At 58.8% G+C, this 16,256-nt stretch carries 16 protein-coding genes and 1 tRNA gene; 11 read left to right on the top strand and 6 right to left on the bottom strand.

What is annotated here, in order from left to right:
- The 3 genes from ABSG47_RS16185 to ABSG47_RS16195 form a co-directional block, all read left to right on the top strand.
- On the top strand, positions 1 to 741 hold a 741-nt coding region (locus ABSG47_RS16185; protein WP_424170736.1), incomplete at its 5' end, for an ABC transporter permease.
- 36 nt (positions 742 to 777) lie between these two features.
- Positions 778 to 3,525: an ABC transporter permease gene (locus tag ABSG47_RS16190; protein WP_424170737.1), complete on the top strand. Its 2,748-nt coding sequence runs from the start codon at positions 778 to 780 to the stop codon at positions 3,523 to 3,525.
- Between the two features lie 353 nt (positions 3,526 to 3,878).
- Entirely contained in the window at positions 3,879 to 5,027 is a 1,149-nt protein-coding gene (locus ABSG47_RS16195) for a hypothetical protein (RefSeq protein WP_424170738.1), read from the top strand.
- A gap of 36 nt (positions 5,028 to 5,063) precedes the next feature.
- Here the strand turns inward: ABSG47_RS16195 and ABSG47_RS16200 are convergent, their stop codons facing one another.
- Complete coding sequence (locus tag ABSG47_RS16200) at positions 5,064 to 5,447, bottom strand: hypothetical protein (RefSeq protein WP_424170739.1); 384 nt, start codon at positions 5,445 to 5,447, stop codon at positions 5,064 to 5,066.
- Positions 5,448 to 5,588: 141 nt separating this feature from the next.
- Between ABSG47_RS16200 and ABSG47_RS16205 the strand changes: the two genes are divergently transcribed.
- From ABSG47_RS16205 to ABSG47_RS16215, 3 genes are all read left to right on the top strand, one after another.
- Positions 5,589 to 6,293: a tetratricopeptide repeat protein gene (locus ABSG47_RS16205; RefSeq protein ID WP_424170740.1), complete on the top strand. Its 705-nt coding sequence runs from the start codon at positions 5,589 to 5,591 to the stop codon at positions 6,291 to 6,293.
- Positions 6,294 to 6,467: 174 nt separating this feature from the next.
- Positions 6,468 to 7,085 carry an RNA polymerase sigma factor gene (locus ABSG47_RS16210; RefSeq protein WP_424170741.1) on the top strand — a complete coding sequence of 206 codons (618 nt, stop codon included), beginning with the start codon at positions 6,468 to 6,470 and terminating at the stop codon, positions 7,083 to 7,085.
- Complete coding sequence (locus ABSG47_RS16215) at positions 7,082 to 7,558, top strand: hypothetical protein (protein WP_424170742.1); 477 nt, start codon at positions 7,082 to 7,084, stop codon at positions 7,556 to 7,558. The genes ABSG47_RS16210 and ABSG47_RS16215 overlap by 4 nt, the downstream gene beginning before the upstream one ends.
- A 29-nt stretch (positions 7,559 to 7,587) precedes the next feature.
- Here ABSG47_RS16215 and ABSG47_RS16220 read toward each other — a convergent pair whose 3' ends face one another.
- Complete coding sequence (locus ABSG47_RS16220) at positions 7,588 to 7,932, bottom strand: phage holin family protein (RefSeq protein ID WP_424170743.1); 345 nt, start codon at positions 7,930 to 7,932, stop codon at positions 7,588 to 7,590.
- 132 nt (positions 7,933 to 8,064) lie between these two features.
- Here ABSG47_RS16220 and ABSG47_RS16225 point away from each other — a divergent pair, with 132 nt between their 5' ends.
- A complete protein-coding gene (locus ABSG47_RS16225; RefSeq protein WP_424170744.1) occupies positions 8,065 to 8,871 on the top strand; it encodes a hypothetical protein in 807 nt (268 codons plus the stop codon).
- Position 8,872: 1 nt separating this feature from the next.
- On the opposite strand, the gene ABSG47_RS16230 is transcribed toward ABSG47_RS16225, so the two are convergent.
- The 3 genes from ABSG47_RS16230 to ABSG47_RS16240 all read right to left on the bottom strand — a co-directional run bounded on the left by ABSG47_RS16230 (position 8,873) and on the right by ABSG47_RS16240 (position 12,943).
- A complete protein-coding gene (locus tag ABSG47_RS16230) occupies positions 8,873 to 10,300 on the bottom strand; it encodes a tetratricopeptide repeat protein (protein WP_424170745.1) in 1,428 nt (475 codons plus the stop codon).
- Between the two features lie 226 nt (positions 10,301 to 10,526).
- Complete coding sequence (locus ABSG47_RS16235; protein WP_424170746.1) at positions 10,527 to 12,050, bottom strand: tetratricopeptide repeat protein; 1,524 nt, start codon at positions 12,048 to 12,050, stop codon at positions 10,527 to 10,529.
- A 341-nt stretch (positions 12,051 to 12,391) separates the two neighbouring features.
- The gene (locus ABSG47_RS16240) at positions 12,392 to 12,943 is read right to left on the bottom strand and encodes a hypothetical protein (RefSeq protein ID WP_424170747.1); all 552 of its coding nucleotides are present in this window, start codon (positions 12,941 to 12,943) and stop codon (positions 12,392 to 12,394) included.
- A gap of 309 nt (positions 12,944 to 13,252) precedes the next feature.
- Between ABSG47_RS16240 and ABSG47_RS16245 the strand changes: the two genes are divergently transcribed.
- Both ABSG47_RS16245 and ABSG47_RS16250 read left to right on the top strand, forming a co-directional pair.
- A complete protein-coding gene (locus ABSG47_RS16245) occupies positions 13,253 to 13,777 on the top strand; it encodes a septal ring lytic transglycosylase RlpA family protein (protein ID WP_424170748.1) in 525 nt (174 codons plus the stop codon).
- A 197-nt stretch (positions 13,778 to 13,974) separates the two neighbouring features.
- Positions 13,975 to 14,811, top strand: coding sequence for a class I SAM-dependent methyltransferase (locus ABSG47_RS16250; RefSeq protein WP_424170749.1), 837 nt, complete (start codon positions 13,975 to 13,977; stop codon positions 14,809 to 14,811).
- Between the two features lie 15 nt (positions 14,812 to 14,826).
- On the opposite strand, the gene ABSG47_RS16255 is transcribed toward ABSG47_RS16250, so the two are convergent.
- Positions 14,827 to 15,291 (bottom strand): Lcl C-terminal domain-containing protein, encoded by a 465-nt coding sequence (locus ABSG47_RS16255; protein ID WP_424170750.1) that lies wholly within the window; start codon positions 15,289 to 15,291, stop codon positions 14,827 to 14,829.
- On the opposite strand from ABSG47_RS16255, the gene ABSG47_RS16260 reads away from it, so the two are divergent.
- Positions 15,275 to 15,385 (top strand) — tRNA-Leu (locus ABSG47_RS16260). The two genes, ABSG47_RS16255 and ABSG47_RS16260, sit on opposite strands and share 17 nt — an antisense overlap.
- 290 nt (positions 15,386 to 15,675) lie before the next feature.
- Entirely contained in the window at positions 15,676 to 16,149 is a 474-nt protein-coding gene (locus ABSG47_RS16265; RefSeq protein ID WP_424170751.1) for a hypothetical protein, read from the top strand.
- Positions 16,150 to 16,256: the final 107 nt, after the last annotated feature.

A 16,256-nucleotide genomic window follows, 5' to 3' on the forward strand; every position in this document is an offset into this window, starting at 1 on the left:
ACGATGGGCATTCCAATCGTGGCGGGACGTGCTTTCAGCAGCACCGATACAGAGACATCGTCACCGGTGGCTGTAGTGAATCAGAGATTGGCACGCGAGTTCTTTCCATCGAACATCAATCCCATTGGCAGGACTTTCAAGCATGGCGATCAGCACATGACGATTGTGGGTATTTGCGGCGACGCCAAGTATGACAGCCTTAGCGATGATCCTCCGGTCACTTTTTATATGCCATACCGGCAGCAGTTGAACGGCAAGCAGAGCATGACGTATGAGATTTCCACGCGCATGAAGCCTGCGGCCATTGTGCCGGCGCTGCGCAACGCCGTTGCGTCGGTAGATAAGGACGTTCCACTGCTGGATGTGCGCACGCAGCAGGAACAGATTGACGATACGACGAGGGAAGAACGCATCTTTGCTTCGCTTACCAGCGGCTTTGGAGCGCTGGCGCTGATCCTGGCTTGCATAGGGATTTACCTGGGAGCGCAGCCGGGCCGCGTGCAGCGTATGGTGCTGCGAGAGGCGTGGTGGATGGCGCTAATAGGCGTGGTTGCGGGATTGGGCGCTGCGCTGGCGATGGGGCGGTTGATTGCATCCATGCTGTTTGGGCTGAAGCCGTGGGACCCGGTAACGCTGGGCATTGCCGCGCTGCTGCTTGTGGTTGTGGCATTGGCTGCGAGTTGGATTCCGGCACAGCGCGCGGCTGGCGTGGAGCCTATCAAAGCGTTGCGGCATGAGTAAGGCCGAAGGACGAAGGATGATCGTGAGGGTGCGTGGATGATTTCGGAACTGAAGTCGTGGATGCGGGCGATGACGAAGCGGAGCAGGCTTGAGGCGGAGATGGAGGCTGAGCTTGCTGAGCATGTGGCTCAACGCACTGAGGACCTGATGCGCGCGGGGATGACGAGAGAAGATGCGGCGCGGCAGGCGCGCGTGGAGCTGGGACCGATGCTAATGCAGAAGGAAGAGATGCGGGCTTCGCTAGGGTTGAAGTGGTTCGATGAGCTGGTGAGCGATCTGCGCTATGCGTTGCGGCTGCTGCGGAAGAGCCCGGGATTTACGTTGATTGCGGCTGGATCGCTGGCGCTGGCGATTGGCGCCAATTCGACAATCTTTGCTGTGGGAAAGCAGTTGCTATTTGGGCGCGTGACGGTTCCGCATCCGGAAGAGCTGCGGATTTTCAGGTGGACTACGGATGGGAAGTCGATAGGCATGAGCTTATGGGGTGAGTTCGGGCCAACGTACGGGTCAGCGCCTGAAGGGCATGGAATGACCGGGCCGATTTTTCCCTATCCTATGTACCAACAACTGAGAGCTGAGAACAACGAGCTTGGCGATCTGGTGGCGTTCAAAGAAGACAGCATGAATGTCACAGCGCACGGGGATGCACAGCGGGCCGATGTGGTCATGGTTTCGGGGAATTTCTACGAGCAGATGCAGGTGCGGGTGCAGTTGGGCAGGCCGATTGGGCCATCGGATGATGTGCAGCCAGGTGCGGGGACGGTTGCGGTGATCAGTGATGGTCTATGGACGCGGAAGTATGGGCGCTCACCGGCAGTGCTGGGCCAGATAGTGCGTGTGAATCAGCAGCCGATGACGATTATCGGTGTAAATCCGCGCGGGTTTACGGGCGTAAAGGGAGCGATGGAATCGCCGGATTTGTTTGTGCCGTTTACGATGCAGCCGGTGCTTGATCCGAAAGGTAAGGCATCGCTACTAACAGACCCCGAGATGTGGTGGGTAAGCGTGGTGGCGCGGACTAGGCCAGGGGTGAAGGATGATGCGGCCCAGGCAGCTCTGAGTGCGAAGTATGAGGCTGCGCTGCGTGCTGTAGTGAAGCCGAAGCCCGGCGAGACACTGCCTAAATTGCAACTGGTAGATGGAAGCCGCGGGCTGCACATGATGGATGAGGCGCTCTCAAATCCCATCTATGTGCTGTTTGCATTTTCAGCTCTGTTATTGCTGCTGGCGTGCGTGAATGTGGCGAACCTTTTGCTGGCGCGCGGGGCGCGGAGGCAGCGGGAGATGAACGTCCGCATGGCGATGGGCGCGCGGCGCGGGCGGATTGTGCGGCAGCTATTTACGGAGAGCCTGCTGCTGGCCGCGCTGGGCGGCGTGGGCGGATTGATCCTGAGCATTGCGGGCCGTAACCTGCTGCCGCAACTGATAGTGAATCCGTGGGAGACCACCGAGGTCGCGATTCCGTTTGACTGGCTCGCGTTTGGATTTACGCTGCTGGTGACATTTGCCACAGCTACGATCTTTGGGCTGCTGCCTGCGTGGCTGGCAGCACGGAATGATGTGAGCAGCCAGCTCAAAGAGAGTGGACACCAGGCGACTAAGCGGCGTAAGGCATGGAGCGGCAAGGGAATTGTGGCGCTGCAGATTGCGCTTTCGACGGTGCTGGTGATTGGCGCAGGGGTCTTTCTGCGCACGGTGATGCAGCTTAATTCTGTGGACCTTGGCTTCGATCCCAACCACGTGCTGATGTTTGACATTCAGCCGCCGGCGATTCGCTATACGGACGGGAAGGATGTGCAGTTGCATCAGCAACTGGAGCAAAAGATTGCTGCTTTGCCGGGCGTGGAGTCGGAGGCGCCCGCGTGGCAGCCGCTTGCGGCCGACAACATATCGAACTCGGACTTTGTGACCGAGGATAAGCCGGCGGACCGCAAGAATCCGCCGGAAGATGTGAATGCGGTGGGCAACGATTACTTCCACACGATGCGGATTCCGATCATTGCGGGGCGAGCCTTTGGCGCGCAGGACACGGCCGGCTCGGTCAAGGTGGCGGTGATCAATGAGGCGCTGGCGAAGAAGCGGTTTCCGAACGGGAGCGCGATCGGCAAGCGCTTTCGCACGGATGACCCGCCGAAGGGCGAATGGATTCAGATTGTGGGCATCTGCGCGAATACGCGCTATGCGCAGTTGAAGGATGAGCCGCCGCCGGTGTTTTATCTGCCCTATGTGCAGCAGACGGGTGTGGGCGGGATGACGTACCAAGTTCGCACGCATACTTCCGCGGCTGCGCTGGTGCCCGCGATCCAGAGGATTATTCAGGGGATCGATCCTGATCTGCCAATGATTGACATTCGCACGGAGCGCGAGCAGATTGACGCCACGATGCAGATGGAGCGGGCGCTGGCGACGCTGACGGCGGGGTTCGGCGTAATGGCGTTGCTGCTGGCTTCCGTCGGAATCTACGGAATTATGGCGTACACGGTCTCGCAGCGGACAAACGAGATTGGCATTCGGCTGGCGCTAGGCGCGGAGCGCGGGCAGATTCGCGGGATGATTCTGCGCGAGAGCACGTGGATTACGGCGACTGGTCTGGTTGCGGGCGTTGCCGGTGCCATCGGGCTGGTGCGGCTGGTCAAGTCGATGCTGTTCGGAATTGCGCCGTATGACCCGGTGACGCTGGGCTGCGCTGTGGCAGTCATGCTGGGCGTGGCAGTGCTGGCGAGCTGGATTCCGGCTGGTCGCGCAGCGGGCGTGGAGCCGATGGAAGCGTTGCGGCATGAATAGAGTAGGGAAAAGGGACAGAGGGACCAGGGACAAGGGTTATAGATAAAAGGCGAAGACTGTAAAAGGCTGTATGTATCCCACCCATGCGGCAAACTGCGCCGCATGGATGGGGCACCCGGCGTGGGGCGGTTAGGCCTTGAAATGGGGCGGCGTTGCGGCTATGCTTGCTGGGTCCGCGTATTCAATGTATTCCACTCATTTCAGCGGATGTGTACGATTTCTTTCCCCGATCCAGAACAAAAATCTTCGAGAAGAATGGGACTCCTTGCATTCGAGATGCAAGGGCATTTGGCCTGCGCAGGGAACGAACGGGCGCAGGGTTACTTTAAGCGCGATGTTGAAAGGAGTCAGCGATGGCCTTATCTGCTGCGGACAAGAAGATATGGGATAACGGGATCGAGTTTCTGAAGACTGTGGATCCGCCGGCGGCTTCACAGTTTAAAACCAAGCTCAGTAGTCTTGCCGATGACAACGACACGGCCGCCATTGTGGCTTGCATGAAGCTGGCGGATACCAACCTGGCGACGTATGCGTATGTGACGGAGTGGGTGACGGCGGCGCGCGGCTGGCTTATGTGGAGGGTGGGCGCGGACCATGTGCTTCCGGGAATGTATAACGCTCCAACCCCACAGGATCTTAACGCAATGCTGCTGCCGCTCAAAACCGCGTCGACGCAAGACATCAAGACGATGCTGTTGAACGCGATGAATGGCAAGGATATTTTGAATGCGATTATGACGGGGATGGCCTCGAATTCCAGGAACCAATGGGACCTGGGCGCGTTTACGAACCCGAAGGCGCACAGCCCATCGAATTTTCGTTATCTGATTCATGCGATGATTGTGGACTTTGACTATACGGATGCGGGGAAGACTGCTTATCAGCAGCAACAGGGGCGCGGAGCTTTCGTGACGGGCGGAAAGTTCAAGGTTGCGGAGCTTTATTTTCAGAAGCCGGATTATCTGCGGTCGGAGGTGCTGTGCTGTTCGATTATCGAACCGGGGAAGACGAGCACCTATCGGCATTCTCCATTCGGCTATATTATGTCGGTGCCGAAGCAGAATATTGTGGCTGCGTGGCCGCGGGATGCCTCGTCGGCGCCGAATACGTCGATTGCGCGCGGAGTTGACCTGGCACAGATACGGGATCCGGGGGACCGGGGTGCGAAGATTGCCGATTTTCTGGAAGGACTTGCGGCCTACTACAGCAAGCCACTGGATGCGCCAGCTCAGATTATCGGGGCGACACAGGCCGGGCACAATGAGATAGCGGTGCTGGGGACGACGCCGGGAAATGGGGCGAGGTCGATTGCGCCGTCCGGGATCTTTCTGAAGACCGTGGAGGGAACCGTGGCGAAGGAGTTTCTGGATATGGACGCGAACGGAGACCTGAGGCGGGTGATGAAGGCCAGTGCGAGGGCCCAGGGAATACCGATTGTGAATATACCGGATTCGAAGGCTTCGAAATCGCCCATCTATTTCGATACATGGATAAGCAGCTGAGGGGAGAGCTGCCGGCAGAGTACCGCGGTTCTGTTGCTATGCGTTGATGCCGACAGGGAGCTGCGGAATGTCGCCGGCGGATTTCGCTTCATCGACTACGGCGTCAAGATGCGCGAGGACTTCTTCGACGGTCATGGTGTAGATCTCGCGGCGGGAGTCGTAGCCTTCTCCGATGATCTGCTTGAGGTAGCGGCCGCCGATCTGCGCGGCTAGCTGATCGGTGATGACTTTGCCGGTGCGCTTCTTCTGCTCCACCCAGGCGGTGGCGGGCATGGCGATCCACATGGGGCGGTCGTTGACATCGAAGCGAATGTCAATGGCGTCGGCATGGCGCGTGGCGATGGCGACGATGTTGGCCTTCCAGCGGCAGTGCAGGTCTTCGCCCGTCCAGCGGTCGGATACGTGGAAGTCTTCGTACATGGAATTAGCTTAACAGTCTTCCAGGATGGTGGACTGGGGTCTTTGCACACTGATAGACTAAACAGGTTGCATTGGCAGTGCCTACCGCGTTGTTAGACCCGCCTGCACCGAATCCAACGAAGGAAAAGATAGAAACCGACCGTGGATACACAGACCCGTCATGCGCTGAAACAAGATAAATTTGCCCAGGCTACCGCCACTGGCGTGAGCTGGGTTGGCGAGCACCGCTCCAGCGTGGTGCGCTGGGTGACAATCGCTGTTGTCGCGCTGGTGGTTGTGATTGGAGCGCTGGTTTTCTGGAGCGTGCAGACAAACGCCGCGGAGAATGCTCTGGGCGCGGCGATGGATGCCTACTCGGCCCCGCTGAACATGCCGGGAGTGCCTGCGCAGACGGGGTTTTATAACACCGCGGCTGAGCGTTCAAAGGCTGCGAACCAGAAGTTTACAGATGTGGCCAGGCAGTATGGCTACCTGCCGGTAGGCGCAAAGGCGCATTACTTTGCTGGAATCACGTTCCAGGAGCTGAGCCAGACGGGTTCCGCGGAGACAGAGCTGAAGACCGCCGCGGGGGCGTGGGATAAGAACACGGCGAACCTGGCCAAGCTGGCGCTGGCGGCTCTTTACCATCAGACGGGCCGCGACAGCCAGGCAATTGACCTGTACAACGAGCTGATCGCCAAGCCTTCCACGACGGTGACGGCTCCGGTGGCGCAGTTGGCATTGGCGGACGTATATGTGGCTGAGGGCAAGAAGGATCAGGCGCGCGCGCTGTGGGCGAAGATCAAAGACGGCGACAAGGACGGTATGGCGGGTTCGCTGGCGGGGCAGAAGCTGGCGGGTCAGTAAGAAAAACAGGGATCAGGGGTCAGAGATCAGGAATCAGAAAAGCAAAAACAGCTAAGGACTTTGATTAGAATCGGAAGGACTGCCTGAGGGCGGTCCTTTTCGCGTTTTCAGGCATGTTGTGAGCAGGTATGCGGGCTTCTGCGTCAAGTGTTTATGAGCAGCGCCGGCCTGACAATGGGACCAGCATTTCTGCCAACGTGGGCGGGAACGACCGGGAGCGCCGTGGGCGACGAGACGAACGAGCAGGGCTCAAAAGAGATTTTGGGCGAAAAGGCGCTTGCCGCAATGGTGGAGCAGTATGCGTCCACGCTTTATCGCGTTGCGTACTCCGTGCTGCGGAATGCCGAAGATGCCGAGGATGCGGTGCAGGAGGCGTTTCTGCGCGTGCTGCGGCACCGGGATACGCTGAGCGAGGTGCGCGACCATCGCGTGTGGCTGATCCGGATTGTATGGAACATTGTGCTGGACAGAAAGCGCCGGGCCAAGACGCGCCCTGAGACGGACGATGTGGCAGAGCTGGAGCGAGTGCTGCCGGCGAGCGGGTTGAGCGCGGAAGAGCGCGCGGCAGCGGCGCAGCATCACGGCCATGTGCTTGCACTGGTCGAGACTTTGCCGGGCAAGGAGCGCGAGGTGCTGGTTTTGTCGGCATTTGACGAGCTATCGAGCGTGGAAATTGCGGCGGTTCTGGGGATCACGGAATCGAGCGTGCGGTCGCGGCTATTTCGGGCGCGAAACCTGATGGCGGAGCTGCTGGGGAAAACGAGACTTGAGCGGCCAGGGAGTGGGCGATGAACAAATCGGATAGGAAAGAGCTGCAGGCTGGTTTTCAGGGTGAGGCAGACAGGACGTTGCGGCTGATTGCCAGCCTTCCTGCGCCGGAGGGCCTGTCGGAGCGGGTGCGGGATGGGCTGCATACCGGCGCTTCGCGTGGCAGTGGGCGCGTGCTGGAATGGCCGGCGGCTGCGCGGCAGGGTTTCGACTGGCTGCGTGGAGCGGCGGCAGCGGCAATTGTCGGTGTGGTGGTGGGCGGAGCGTGGTGGATCTCCGCGACTGCGCCGGTATCGGGTGGAAGCGCGGTTGCGGCGCCGGTGCGCGTGCGGCCGGCGGGCGGTTTCTCGAATGCGGGCGCGATGCACACGCCCAACACGCTGAATGGGCCGGTGCTGAAGAAGCAGGAATCAGGGATCAGGGATCAGGGATCAGGTACTCCAGCGAGCAAAGACCGCTCGCTGGAGCCTGCCGCGACGAAGGAAAGCAAGAACTAGCCAGGGAAGTCCTTCGCCTGTTGGTACTGTCAGGCTTCTTTCAGGATGGCCCGGATCAGCATTCCCAGAAGCGCAAGAATGATGGCGCCAATGAAGGCCGGCAACAGTCCGGTGACGTGGAATCCGCGCACGATGTGCGATGCGGCCAGGATCATCAGGCCGTTGATCACCAGCAGGAACAGGCCCAGGGTGAGGATGCTGATGGGAAACGTGATGATCTTCAGCACAAGGCCGAGGGTGGCGTTGAGCAGCCCGATGACCAGCGCGGCTATGAGCGCGGCGGTGAAACTGTTGACATGAAAGCCAGGAACCAGCTCTGCGGTGATGATGAGGGCGATGGCGCTCAGCAGCCAGTGAATAAGAAGTCTCAACATAGCGGGCACTTTCTCCTGGAAGCTAATCTTAACTGAAGTTCAGCGGATGGCAAGCGTCTATTCTGAATGCAGCCTTTGGCGGATACCTGGATGCCGATGAGACGATTTGCCGTAGCTTTCGCTGGATCTGTTTTGAGCGCCGGTTTACTTGCCGCACAGGCCGGCGCGCCGCTGCCGGATGTGCACCAGTTGATGCGCGAGGTGGCCGAGCACCAGAAGCAGTTGGATAAAGTGCGCGAGAACTACACCTATACCTCGCTGCAGACCACGCAGGACCTGGACGCCAATGGCAAGGTCACCAAGACCGAATCGACGGAGAATGAAGACTTCTTCGTGAATGGTCATGCGATTGAACGCGCGGTCAAGAAGGACGGCCAGGCGCTGAGCGCGAACGAAGAGAAAAAAGAGACCGAACGCATCACCAGGCTGGTGGAGAAGGCGCAGAAGACTCCGCCCGACCAGCCCCTCGAAGGGCAGACGGTAAGCATCAGCCACATGTTGGAGATTATGGATGTGAGCGCGCCGCGCCGCGAGATGTATCGCGGCAGGCCGGCGATTGTCTTTGATTTTGTGGGCCGCAAGGATGCGAAGACGCACGGAATGGTGGAGGACGCTTCCAAGAAGCTGAAGGGGACAATCTGGATTGACGAGGCTGACCGGCAGGTGGCGCATCTTGAGGTTCTGTTCGCCGACAACTTTCATGTAGCCGGCGGCCTGCTGGCGAATATCCAGAAGGGAACGACCTTTCACTTCGATCAGGCGCCGGTGGAGGACGGTCTTTGGCTGCCTACGGGCGGCGAGGCGATGGTGCAGGCCCGCGTGCTGCTGCTCAAAAACATGCGGCAGCACTTTACGGAGAAGGTATACGGCTATCAGCGCTTCAAAGTGGAGACGGAGCAGCCGAAGGATGCAAAGGTAGCGGGCGACAAGAAGCGGTAGGCTATGGGCCGGCTGATTTTTGGCATGCCGCAAGCATGGAATGGATCTCCGCGTCGGATGGGTTTTGCTGTGCCGCGCGGCGCAACGGCGTAATGGCCTGGGAACAGTCGTGCGCTGCAAAGGCTGCGCGGGCCCAGTTGCGATCCACGCCGGGGAGCGATGGATTCCACTGGGCGGCGAGGCCGAATTGCTTTGCGGCAGTCTCAAATTTTCCCGCCATGGCAGCGTGAACGCCGAGGTTGTTGTAGCTGCCTGCGATGAGCGGCGTGAGATGCTGCAAAAACTCCTGGAATGCAGCGGTGTCCTGCGGTGAGGCGATGCGGGTTTTTGTGAGCCGGTCGGGATCTACTTCGAGGCCTGCGATGCGCTGCTCCTGCTGCTTTCTGCTGCGGTCCAGCAGAGATTGCGAGATAGCGAGCTCGCGGGCGGCCTCGTCCTGATTGCCTTTGGCGGAGAGAATGCGCCCAAGCTGGTAGTGTGCGCGCTGAATCTCCCAGAAGTTGTGCTCGGGATTGGCGGTGAGCTCGATGGCTCGACGGAAGGCCGGCTCGGCATCCTGCGGACGGTTGAGATGAAAGTAGAGGGAACCAAGATAGAGAAAGTTTGAGGAGTTGCCGGGAGCCAGCTCGGTGGCGCGCCGCAAATCGAATTCAGCCTCCTTGTCGTCACCGCGTCCCTGAGCGATGAGACCGAGCTGCTGATAGGAGAGAGCGTCGTCGGGGTTGAGAGCCAGCTCTTCGCGGAATTCTTTTTCTGCGAGTGCGACGTTGGCATGCGTTTCGTCCATATAAGCGGCGCCCAGCGAGTAATGCGCAACAGGAAGAGACGGGTCGAGCTCCAGAGCGCGCTGGAATTCAGGGACCGCGCTGTCCGGATATCCGCATTGCCCGTAGGCTCGGCCGACGTCCATGTGATGGCGTGCGGACTCTCCGTAGGTTTTCAGAGCGGCGGTGAAGATGGGCTTTGCCTGATTGTTGCCGCGAATGGAGAGCACGGCGACAGCCAGAGCGTACAAGTTGTCGTAACTGGGATCGGAGTAGGTTGCGGCGAGATAGGCATTGAGTGAAGCCTGCTGGTATCCGAGAGCGTAGAGAGCATGGGCGATGATTTTCTGCGCGAGCGACCGCTGAGTCGCAGGGAGCGTGGCCGCGTTGGAAGCGAGCACCGGCGTGAGGAGCGCAAGCGTCTTGCGCGGATCGTTACCGTCGATTGCGGCGCGTGCGTAGTCGTAGGTGAGCGAAATATCCGCGGGCGCCAGGGCGAGAGCCTGATCGTAGACGGGCGCGGCGTGAGTGTAGTCGCCAGTGTTGGCGTAGCCGGTGGCGACGCTTTCAAGCGCGGCGAGCAAAAAAGCGGTATGCTCCGCATCGGCCTGGGCCAGATCGCCCTGATCCTGCATGCGGTAGGCCTGCTCGTAGTGTTGCTGCATGCGGCTGGCCGCATCTGCCGGGCCCGGCGGTGAATATGGCTGTTGCCCATAACAGCTTAGGAACGGGACGCCTAGCAATGCGGGCAGTAGAGAACGAACCCACATGGAACTCTTGTTGTGCATTTGTTTTCAACTTGTGGTGCATTTGGTTTCAACTTGCGAATGACGTTGGCAAACAAAGACGGGGAAGTTTCTCGCCCGGAAATCGGGACTGTCAATCAATATCTCAAGGGGTTGCGCAGGCGGCAAGCATGGAGTTGATCTCCGCGTCGGATGGGTTTTGTTGTGCCGCGCGGCGCAGCGGCGTAATGGCCTGGGAACAGTCGTGTGCGGCGAAGGCGGCGCGGGCCCAGTTGCGGTCAATGCCGGGGAGCGATGGATTCCACTGGGCGGCGAGGCCGAACTGCTTCGCGGCTATATCAAATTTTCCAGCCACGGCGGCGTGGACGCCGAGGTTGTTGTAGCTGCCGGCGATGAGCGGCGTGAGATGCTGCAAAAACTCCTGGAATGCGGCAGTGTCCTGCGTGGAAGCGATGCGGGTCTTCGCCAGCGGATCGGCGGTTACTTCAAGGCCTGAGATTCGCTGGTCCTGCTTGCTCTTGCGTTCGAGCATGGACTGCGAGATGGTGAATTCGCGCTCAGCTCCTGCCTGATCGCCGCGTGCGGCGAGAATGCGTCCGAGAATATAGTGGGCGCGCTGAATCTCCCAGTTGTTGCGCGCGGGGTTCAATGTCAGCTCGATGGCGTGGCGGAAGGCGGCTTCGGCTTCCTGCGGGCGTTTGAGGTGATCGTAATAGAGTGACGCGAGGATCATGTAGTTGGATACGTTGTTGGGAGCAAGGTCGATGGCACGGTGGAAATCAAGCTCGGCTTCATGGTCGTCGTTGCGCGCAAGCGCTATGCGGCCAAGCTGCTGGTAGGAAAGAGAATCGTTGGGATTGAGGGCGAGTTCCTTGCGAAATTCCTTTTCGGCCAGTTCAGGGGGAGAGTTTCCGCTCATGTAGGCTGCGCCCAGCGAGTAATGCGCGCCGGGGAGAGAAGGGTCGAGAGCCAGAGCGCGCTTGAACTCCTCTACTGCGTCGTCCGCATAATTGGTCTGTCCATAGATGCGGCCTATATCCATGCGATGGCGGGCTGAATCGCCGTAGGTTTTGAGCAGTGAAGCAAAGATGGGTTTTCCCGCGATGTCGCCGCGAATGGCGACCGTGGTTGCGGCGAGCGAATAGGTGTTCTCGTAGCTGGGATCGGAATAGGCGACCGCAAGCAAGCCATTCAGCGCGGGCTGAAAATGGCCGTCCGCATAGAGCGCCTCGGCGACGATCTTCTGCGCCTGCGCTTGCTGTATCCGGGTGAGCGGGGCAGAGCCAGCGGCAAGAAGAGGCTGAATGAGTTCCAGAGCTTTCCCAGGATCGATGGCGTCAAGGGCGGCGCGGGCGTAGTTGACGCGAATTGTGAAATCGCTCGGTGCGAAGGATAGAACTTCGTCGTAGACCGGGGAGGCGTGGGCAAAGTCGCCGGTGTTTGCGTAGCCGGTGGCGACGCCTTGGAGAGCCTCGATGAGAAAAGCGGTATGCTCTGCGTCGGCGTGGACAAGATCGCCCTGCTCCTGCAGCCGGTAGGCCGCTTCGTAATGGCGCTGCATGGGGCTGACGTTGTTTCGCTGGGCTGGGGGCGAAGAAGGTTTCTGCGCGTAAGAGCTTGCGAGCATGACGCCAAGCAGGACGGAAGGAATTGTGCGGAGCCTGATCAATGTTGCCTTGTGCGTGCCGGTAAAAGCGTGTAAGAAACGCGCCTGAAACGAAAATTGGGAAGATTCGGCAGTGTCTCAATTTGAATTGCTTTGTTACAGGGCACGGCTTTAGTCGTGCCGAAACGGCCATAAAAATGAAATTGGGCTTTAGCCCCTGAGGCAGTTTCCTCAAACTGAGACACTACTTAAAGATCGCCTTACCTTGCATGTTTCGCGTTCGCATGCCGGGTTGTCAACCGCCATTTGTTGGAGGGGCGCGGCAATGGACCGGCTGCACTGCGGCTGAGTGGACGTGTGTGCGCAGGTTTGTCGGTGGAGCGAGTGAATGCGGCGGGGAGCCGCTAAGGCGTGGTAGGCGGGGTGGTGGATTGAGGCCGGGTCAGGCTCTGAAAATCCTGCGCGAGCCGCGCGATGGCATCGTCGAGATTGCGGTCGTGAGTCTTCTGCAGGAACGCGATGTCCACTTCCTCGGAGAATGCCCAGAGGACGTAATGGCTGGGACGATCGTAGATTTTTACGGAGACCGTGGGCAGCGGATCGGCCGCGCCCTTTGACTTGTCGGCGTTGGCGGGACCGAGCGGGGCTTGGATCTGGAACTCAAGGACGAGATCGGCTTCTGATGGATTGGAAACGAGGTCATACTGGCTCATGCCACGGAAAGCGGAATAGAACTGATCGTAGCCGTGGGAGGTGCTTCCGCTGAAGGGACTGGGAAAGAGACCGGCATCGGCTCCTCCATTTGCGATGAAGAGTTTTCGGGCGGCGAGGATGGCAGGCGGGATGGGAGCATGCGGCGCGGCCGGGGCTTGTGCGGAAGCAAGTGTTGCGGTGAGGCAGGCTGCGGCGAGCAGGATTTTAGGAGCAATGTGAGAGCCGGGGCGAAAGGCTTGCATGGAAGATCCTCTTTCTATTTCGTTGATGAGGACGCTGCGCGGAGGGGGAAGGTTTCGCCGGCTGCGGGCCGAACTGGTTTTTCATGAGGTCGTTTCAGGCGATGAAAAAGAGAAAACACCGGCGTCCAGAGCAAAAAAATCGCCCCAAAAGTAACGAAATAACTCAAGTGATGTGAATAGTTTGCCGATATGGGATTGGCATTTTGGCCGGAAACGGACAGTTTGGGGTTGCCAGGGGGTGTCTTTACACTCAATTTTCGATAAAATGATCTGATGGAAATTCGACGTAGATCAGAAACTCCCAATCTGATGACTCCGCTCCGAATTTGGCTTCTGGCAGGTGTGACCGCAATTGTGCTGACCGCCGCGGCGGTGAACGTCTGGCTGATTCCGGTGCATGCCAAGGTTGTTCTGCCAAAGCCTGTGGCTGCGCCGGCTCCTGCCGGGTATGCATTGCACAAGCCGGCAGTTGCAAAGCCGAAGCTAACATTCGCCGAGCAGCGCAAGGCTCTCCTGCGCGGAATTGCGAGCTGGTATGGTGGCGGCTTCGACGGCCAGACAATGGCGAATGGAGAAACCTTCGACGAGACCAAGATGACGGCCTGCCATCCGACGCTGCCTTTCGGTTCGGTGGTGAAGGTGAAGAACCTGCGCAACGGCCGCAGCGTAATTGTGCGGATTACAGACCGCGGCGCGCTGGCCGCCGGAAGAATCCTGGACCTCTCTCATGCGGCGGCGGAAAAGCTGGCGATGACCAATGCGGGACTGGCTCCGGTGGTGCTGGAAGTGCTTTCGCGCGGTGATGAAGCGCGGCAGGAGCCACGCAATAACTGAGTTCCCGAAAAACTTATAAAGCACAACGGCCATCTCACAGGGATGGCCGTTGTGCTTTTGCGCAGGCGGCTGCGGTTTGCAAATTTCTTGCAATGAATTGCATAGGTATTCACAAAGCGGAACGCAGGAATACACATAATTTCGTATCCTGTAGAGTCAACATAAGTTCCATAAGAGCTTCTGCATCGGGAGGTTCCATGTCGCGTAAAGCGGCTGTCTTGCAACAGGATGTTGTGTCTGGCGCTGCGCCGGTCAGCGTCGAGCCGGCCGAGTCACAGGAACTGGAGAGCAACAATGGCGCGGAGGCGATCCAGGCTGCTTATTACAGGCAGACAGCCAACCGATACGATGCGATGCATAACTCTATGGAAGGGCATGAGCATAACGTATCGCTTGCGTTTATCGATGCCGTCAGCAGCCTGTATCAACTGGAGACGTTTCTGGATGTGGGCGCGGGCACGGGTAGAGGAGTGGAGTTTCTTGCCTCTCGCGGAAAGAGCGTCAAGGGCGTTGAGCCAGTGGCGGAGCTGATTGAAGCCGGTGTGCGCCGCGGCGTGCCCAGGGGTGCAATTCTTCAGGGAAGCGGTTTGAGCCTGCCTTTTGCGGATGGATCGGTGGACGCCGTGCTGGAGTGCGGAGTTCTGCACCATGTGCCGCAGCCGGAAAAGGTGATCGCAGAGATGATGCGGGTTGCGCGGAAGGCGGTATTTCTCTCCGATTGCAACCGTTTCGGGCAGGGAAGTCCGATGGCGCGCCTGGTCAAGCTGGCGCTCTACAAGGCGAATCTCTGGAATGCGGCGCGGTACGTTCAGACCAAAGGAAAGATGTACAGCATCTCGGAAGGCGACGGCCTGTATTACTCCTACAGCGTGTATGACTCCTACGCGCAACTGGCGGCCTGGGCAGACAAGATCTGGCTGATGCCGGCCCATGAAAGCGGCGCGAAGCAGGACGGAAACTGGCTGCATCCGCTCCTGACCTCGTCGCATGTGCTATTGTGCGCCGTAAAGGAGCCTTCGGGGTCGCATAACTGAAATCACGTCTGTTTGTTATCGCCGGACGCACAATGCGCGATGGTCCGAGCGGAAATCCGGCGAGTCTTCATTTCTGCGGCCATAGCTGAAATCGTAGCTCTGTTCGCGCAGCCCGTCGAAGGTCAAATCGCTGGCCTGCGCGCCGCCCGTCAGGACGATCTTTCCTTTCACATGCCAGTACACGGGCCGGGGATTGACCCCGCCCAGGCCCCAGGTTCCGGCATTGCTGAGGCCGGGATCGTAAAGCGTCTGCGCCTCCGCAATGGTCGGCAGGCGCCAGTCTTTGTAACCGGCGTAATCGAGAGTGCGGCAATAATCGATAGCCTGCTGGCGGCTCACCTCCTGTCCGTTATCCCGGCGCGCCCAGATAAGGCCGGTTTGCGGATCGGTCCAGGTGGCGCCCCCATTCTCAAGTTTGTGAATGGCCCACGGAGCCATCACGCCCGCGCCGAGCACGAAAACAGCCAGGATTGCGATCACGAGGCTCCCACGCCGCCCGCCGCGCACCGGAACCGGGGACTCAAAATCCGCCGAGGGCAACCTCGTGGGGGTTCGACCCCCCCTCCCGGCACCAAATATCCGGCTTTAGATTGTGCCGCTTACGAGCGGCATTTTCGTTTGTGCCCAAAATGTGCCCAAGGCGGCATAGCAATCCAGACGGTAAGGTAGGCCGGAAATTAAACTCCACCAACCCATGCATGTCTCCAAGTTTTCTACGCTCTTGGCAATGTCATCCAGTTTTCACCCCAGAAGTGAAAAGGCATTTGCTACAATTCGTGCCATACCTCTCCTGCGGTTTCAACGGACACATCGTAGCTTTGCCTACCGCAAACTAAGCTGAACTGTTTCGAAGAAGGAGATTCGATGGACAACCTCGACGCATTGGTACAGGGAACGTACACAGGTCAAATAGGATTCACCCTAGATGGCCAGCCGGTGTCTGCATATTATGTGGAGCCAGGAGGACCGGGCGATACAGGCCGCTATGAGCTTTCTGCACGAGGCGTTCTGGGCACAACGAGCTGGAGCCTAGAATGGGGGTCTTACACGGGTGATGTACATGGATATTGGATCAAGCAGACATCCGACATTTGCGGCTACTATGCTTGGCAGCCGAATGGATATATCAATACGGTCCATTACTGGAATGAAGATTGTTCAGCATCGAGCAATCCGGAAGACCTCGAAATGTGGTATTTCGAGATCGTAGATCATGATAATAGGCTGATTCGGATCAGAAACAGAGACGTAGGTTATGTGTTTACTGACCCCAACAAGACTTTGTTCGTAGGGGTTCAGCAAGATGCTGCTCAGGTATTCAAAGTAGTTCTGTTCTGACAATTGTGCGTTGCTTTGCGCCTTATTACTCACAAGATGGCGCTGCTATCGGCACATCGGAAAATGATGAACTCCCCCCTCATTTACTCTGCCAAGCTAGTTGCTAG

It is taken from the genome of Occallatibacter sp. (assembly GCF_049510455.1).
Taxonomy (GTDB): Bacteria; Acidobacteriota; Terriglobia; order Terriglobales; family Acidobacteriaceae; genus Telmatobacter.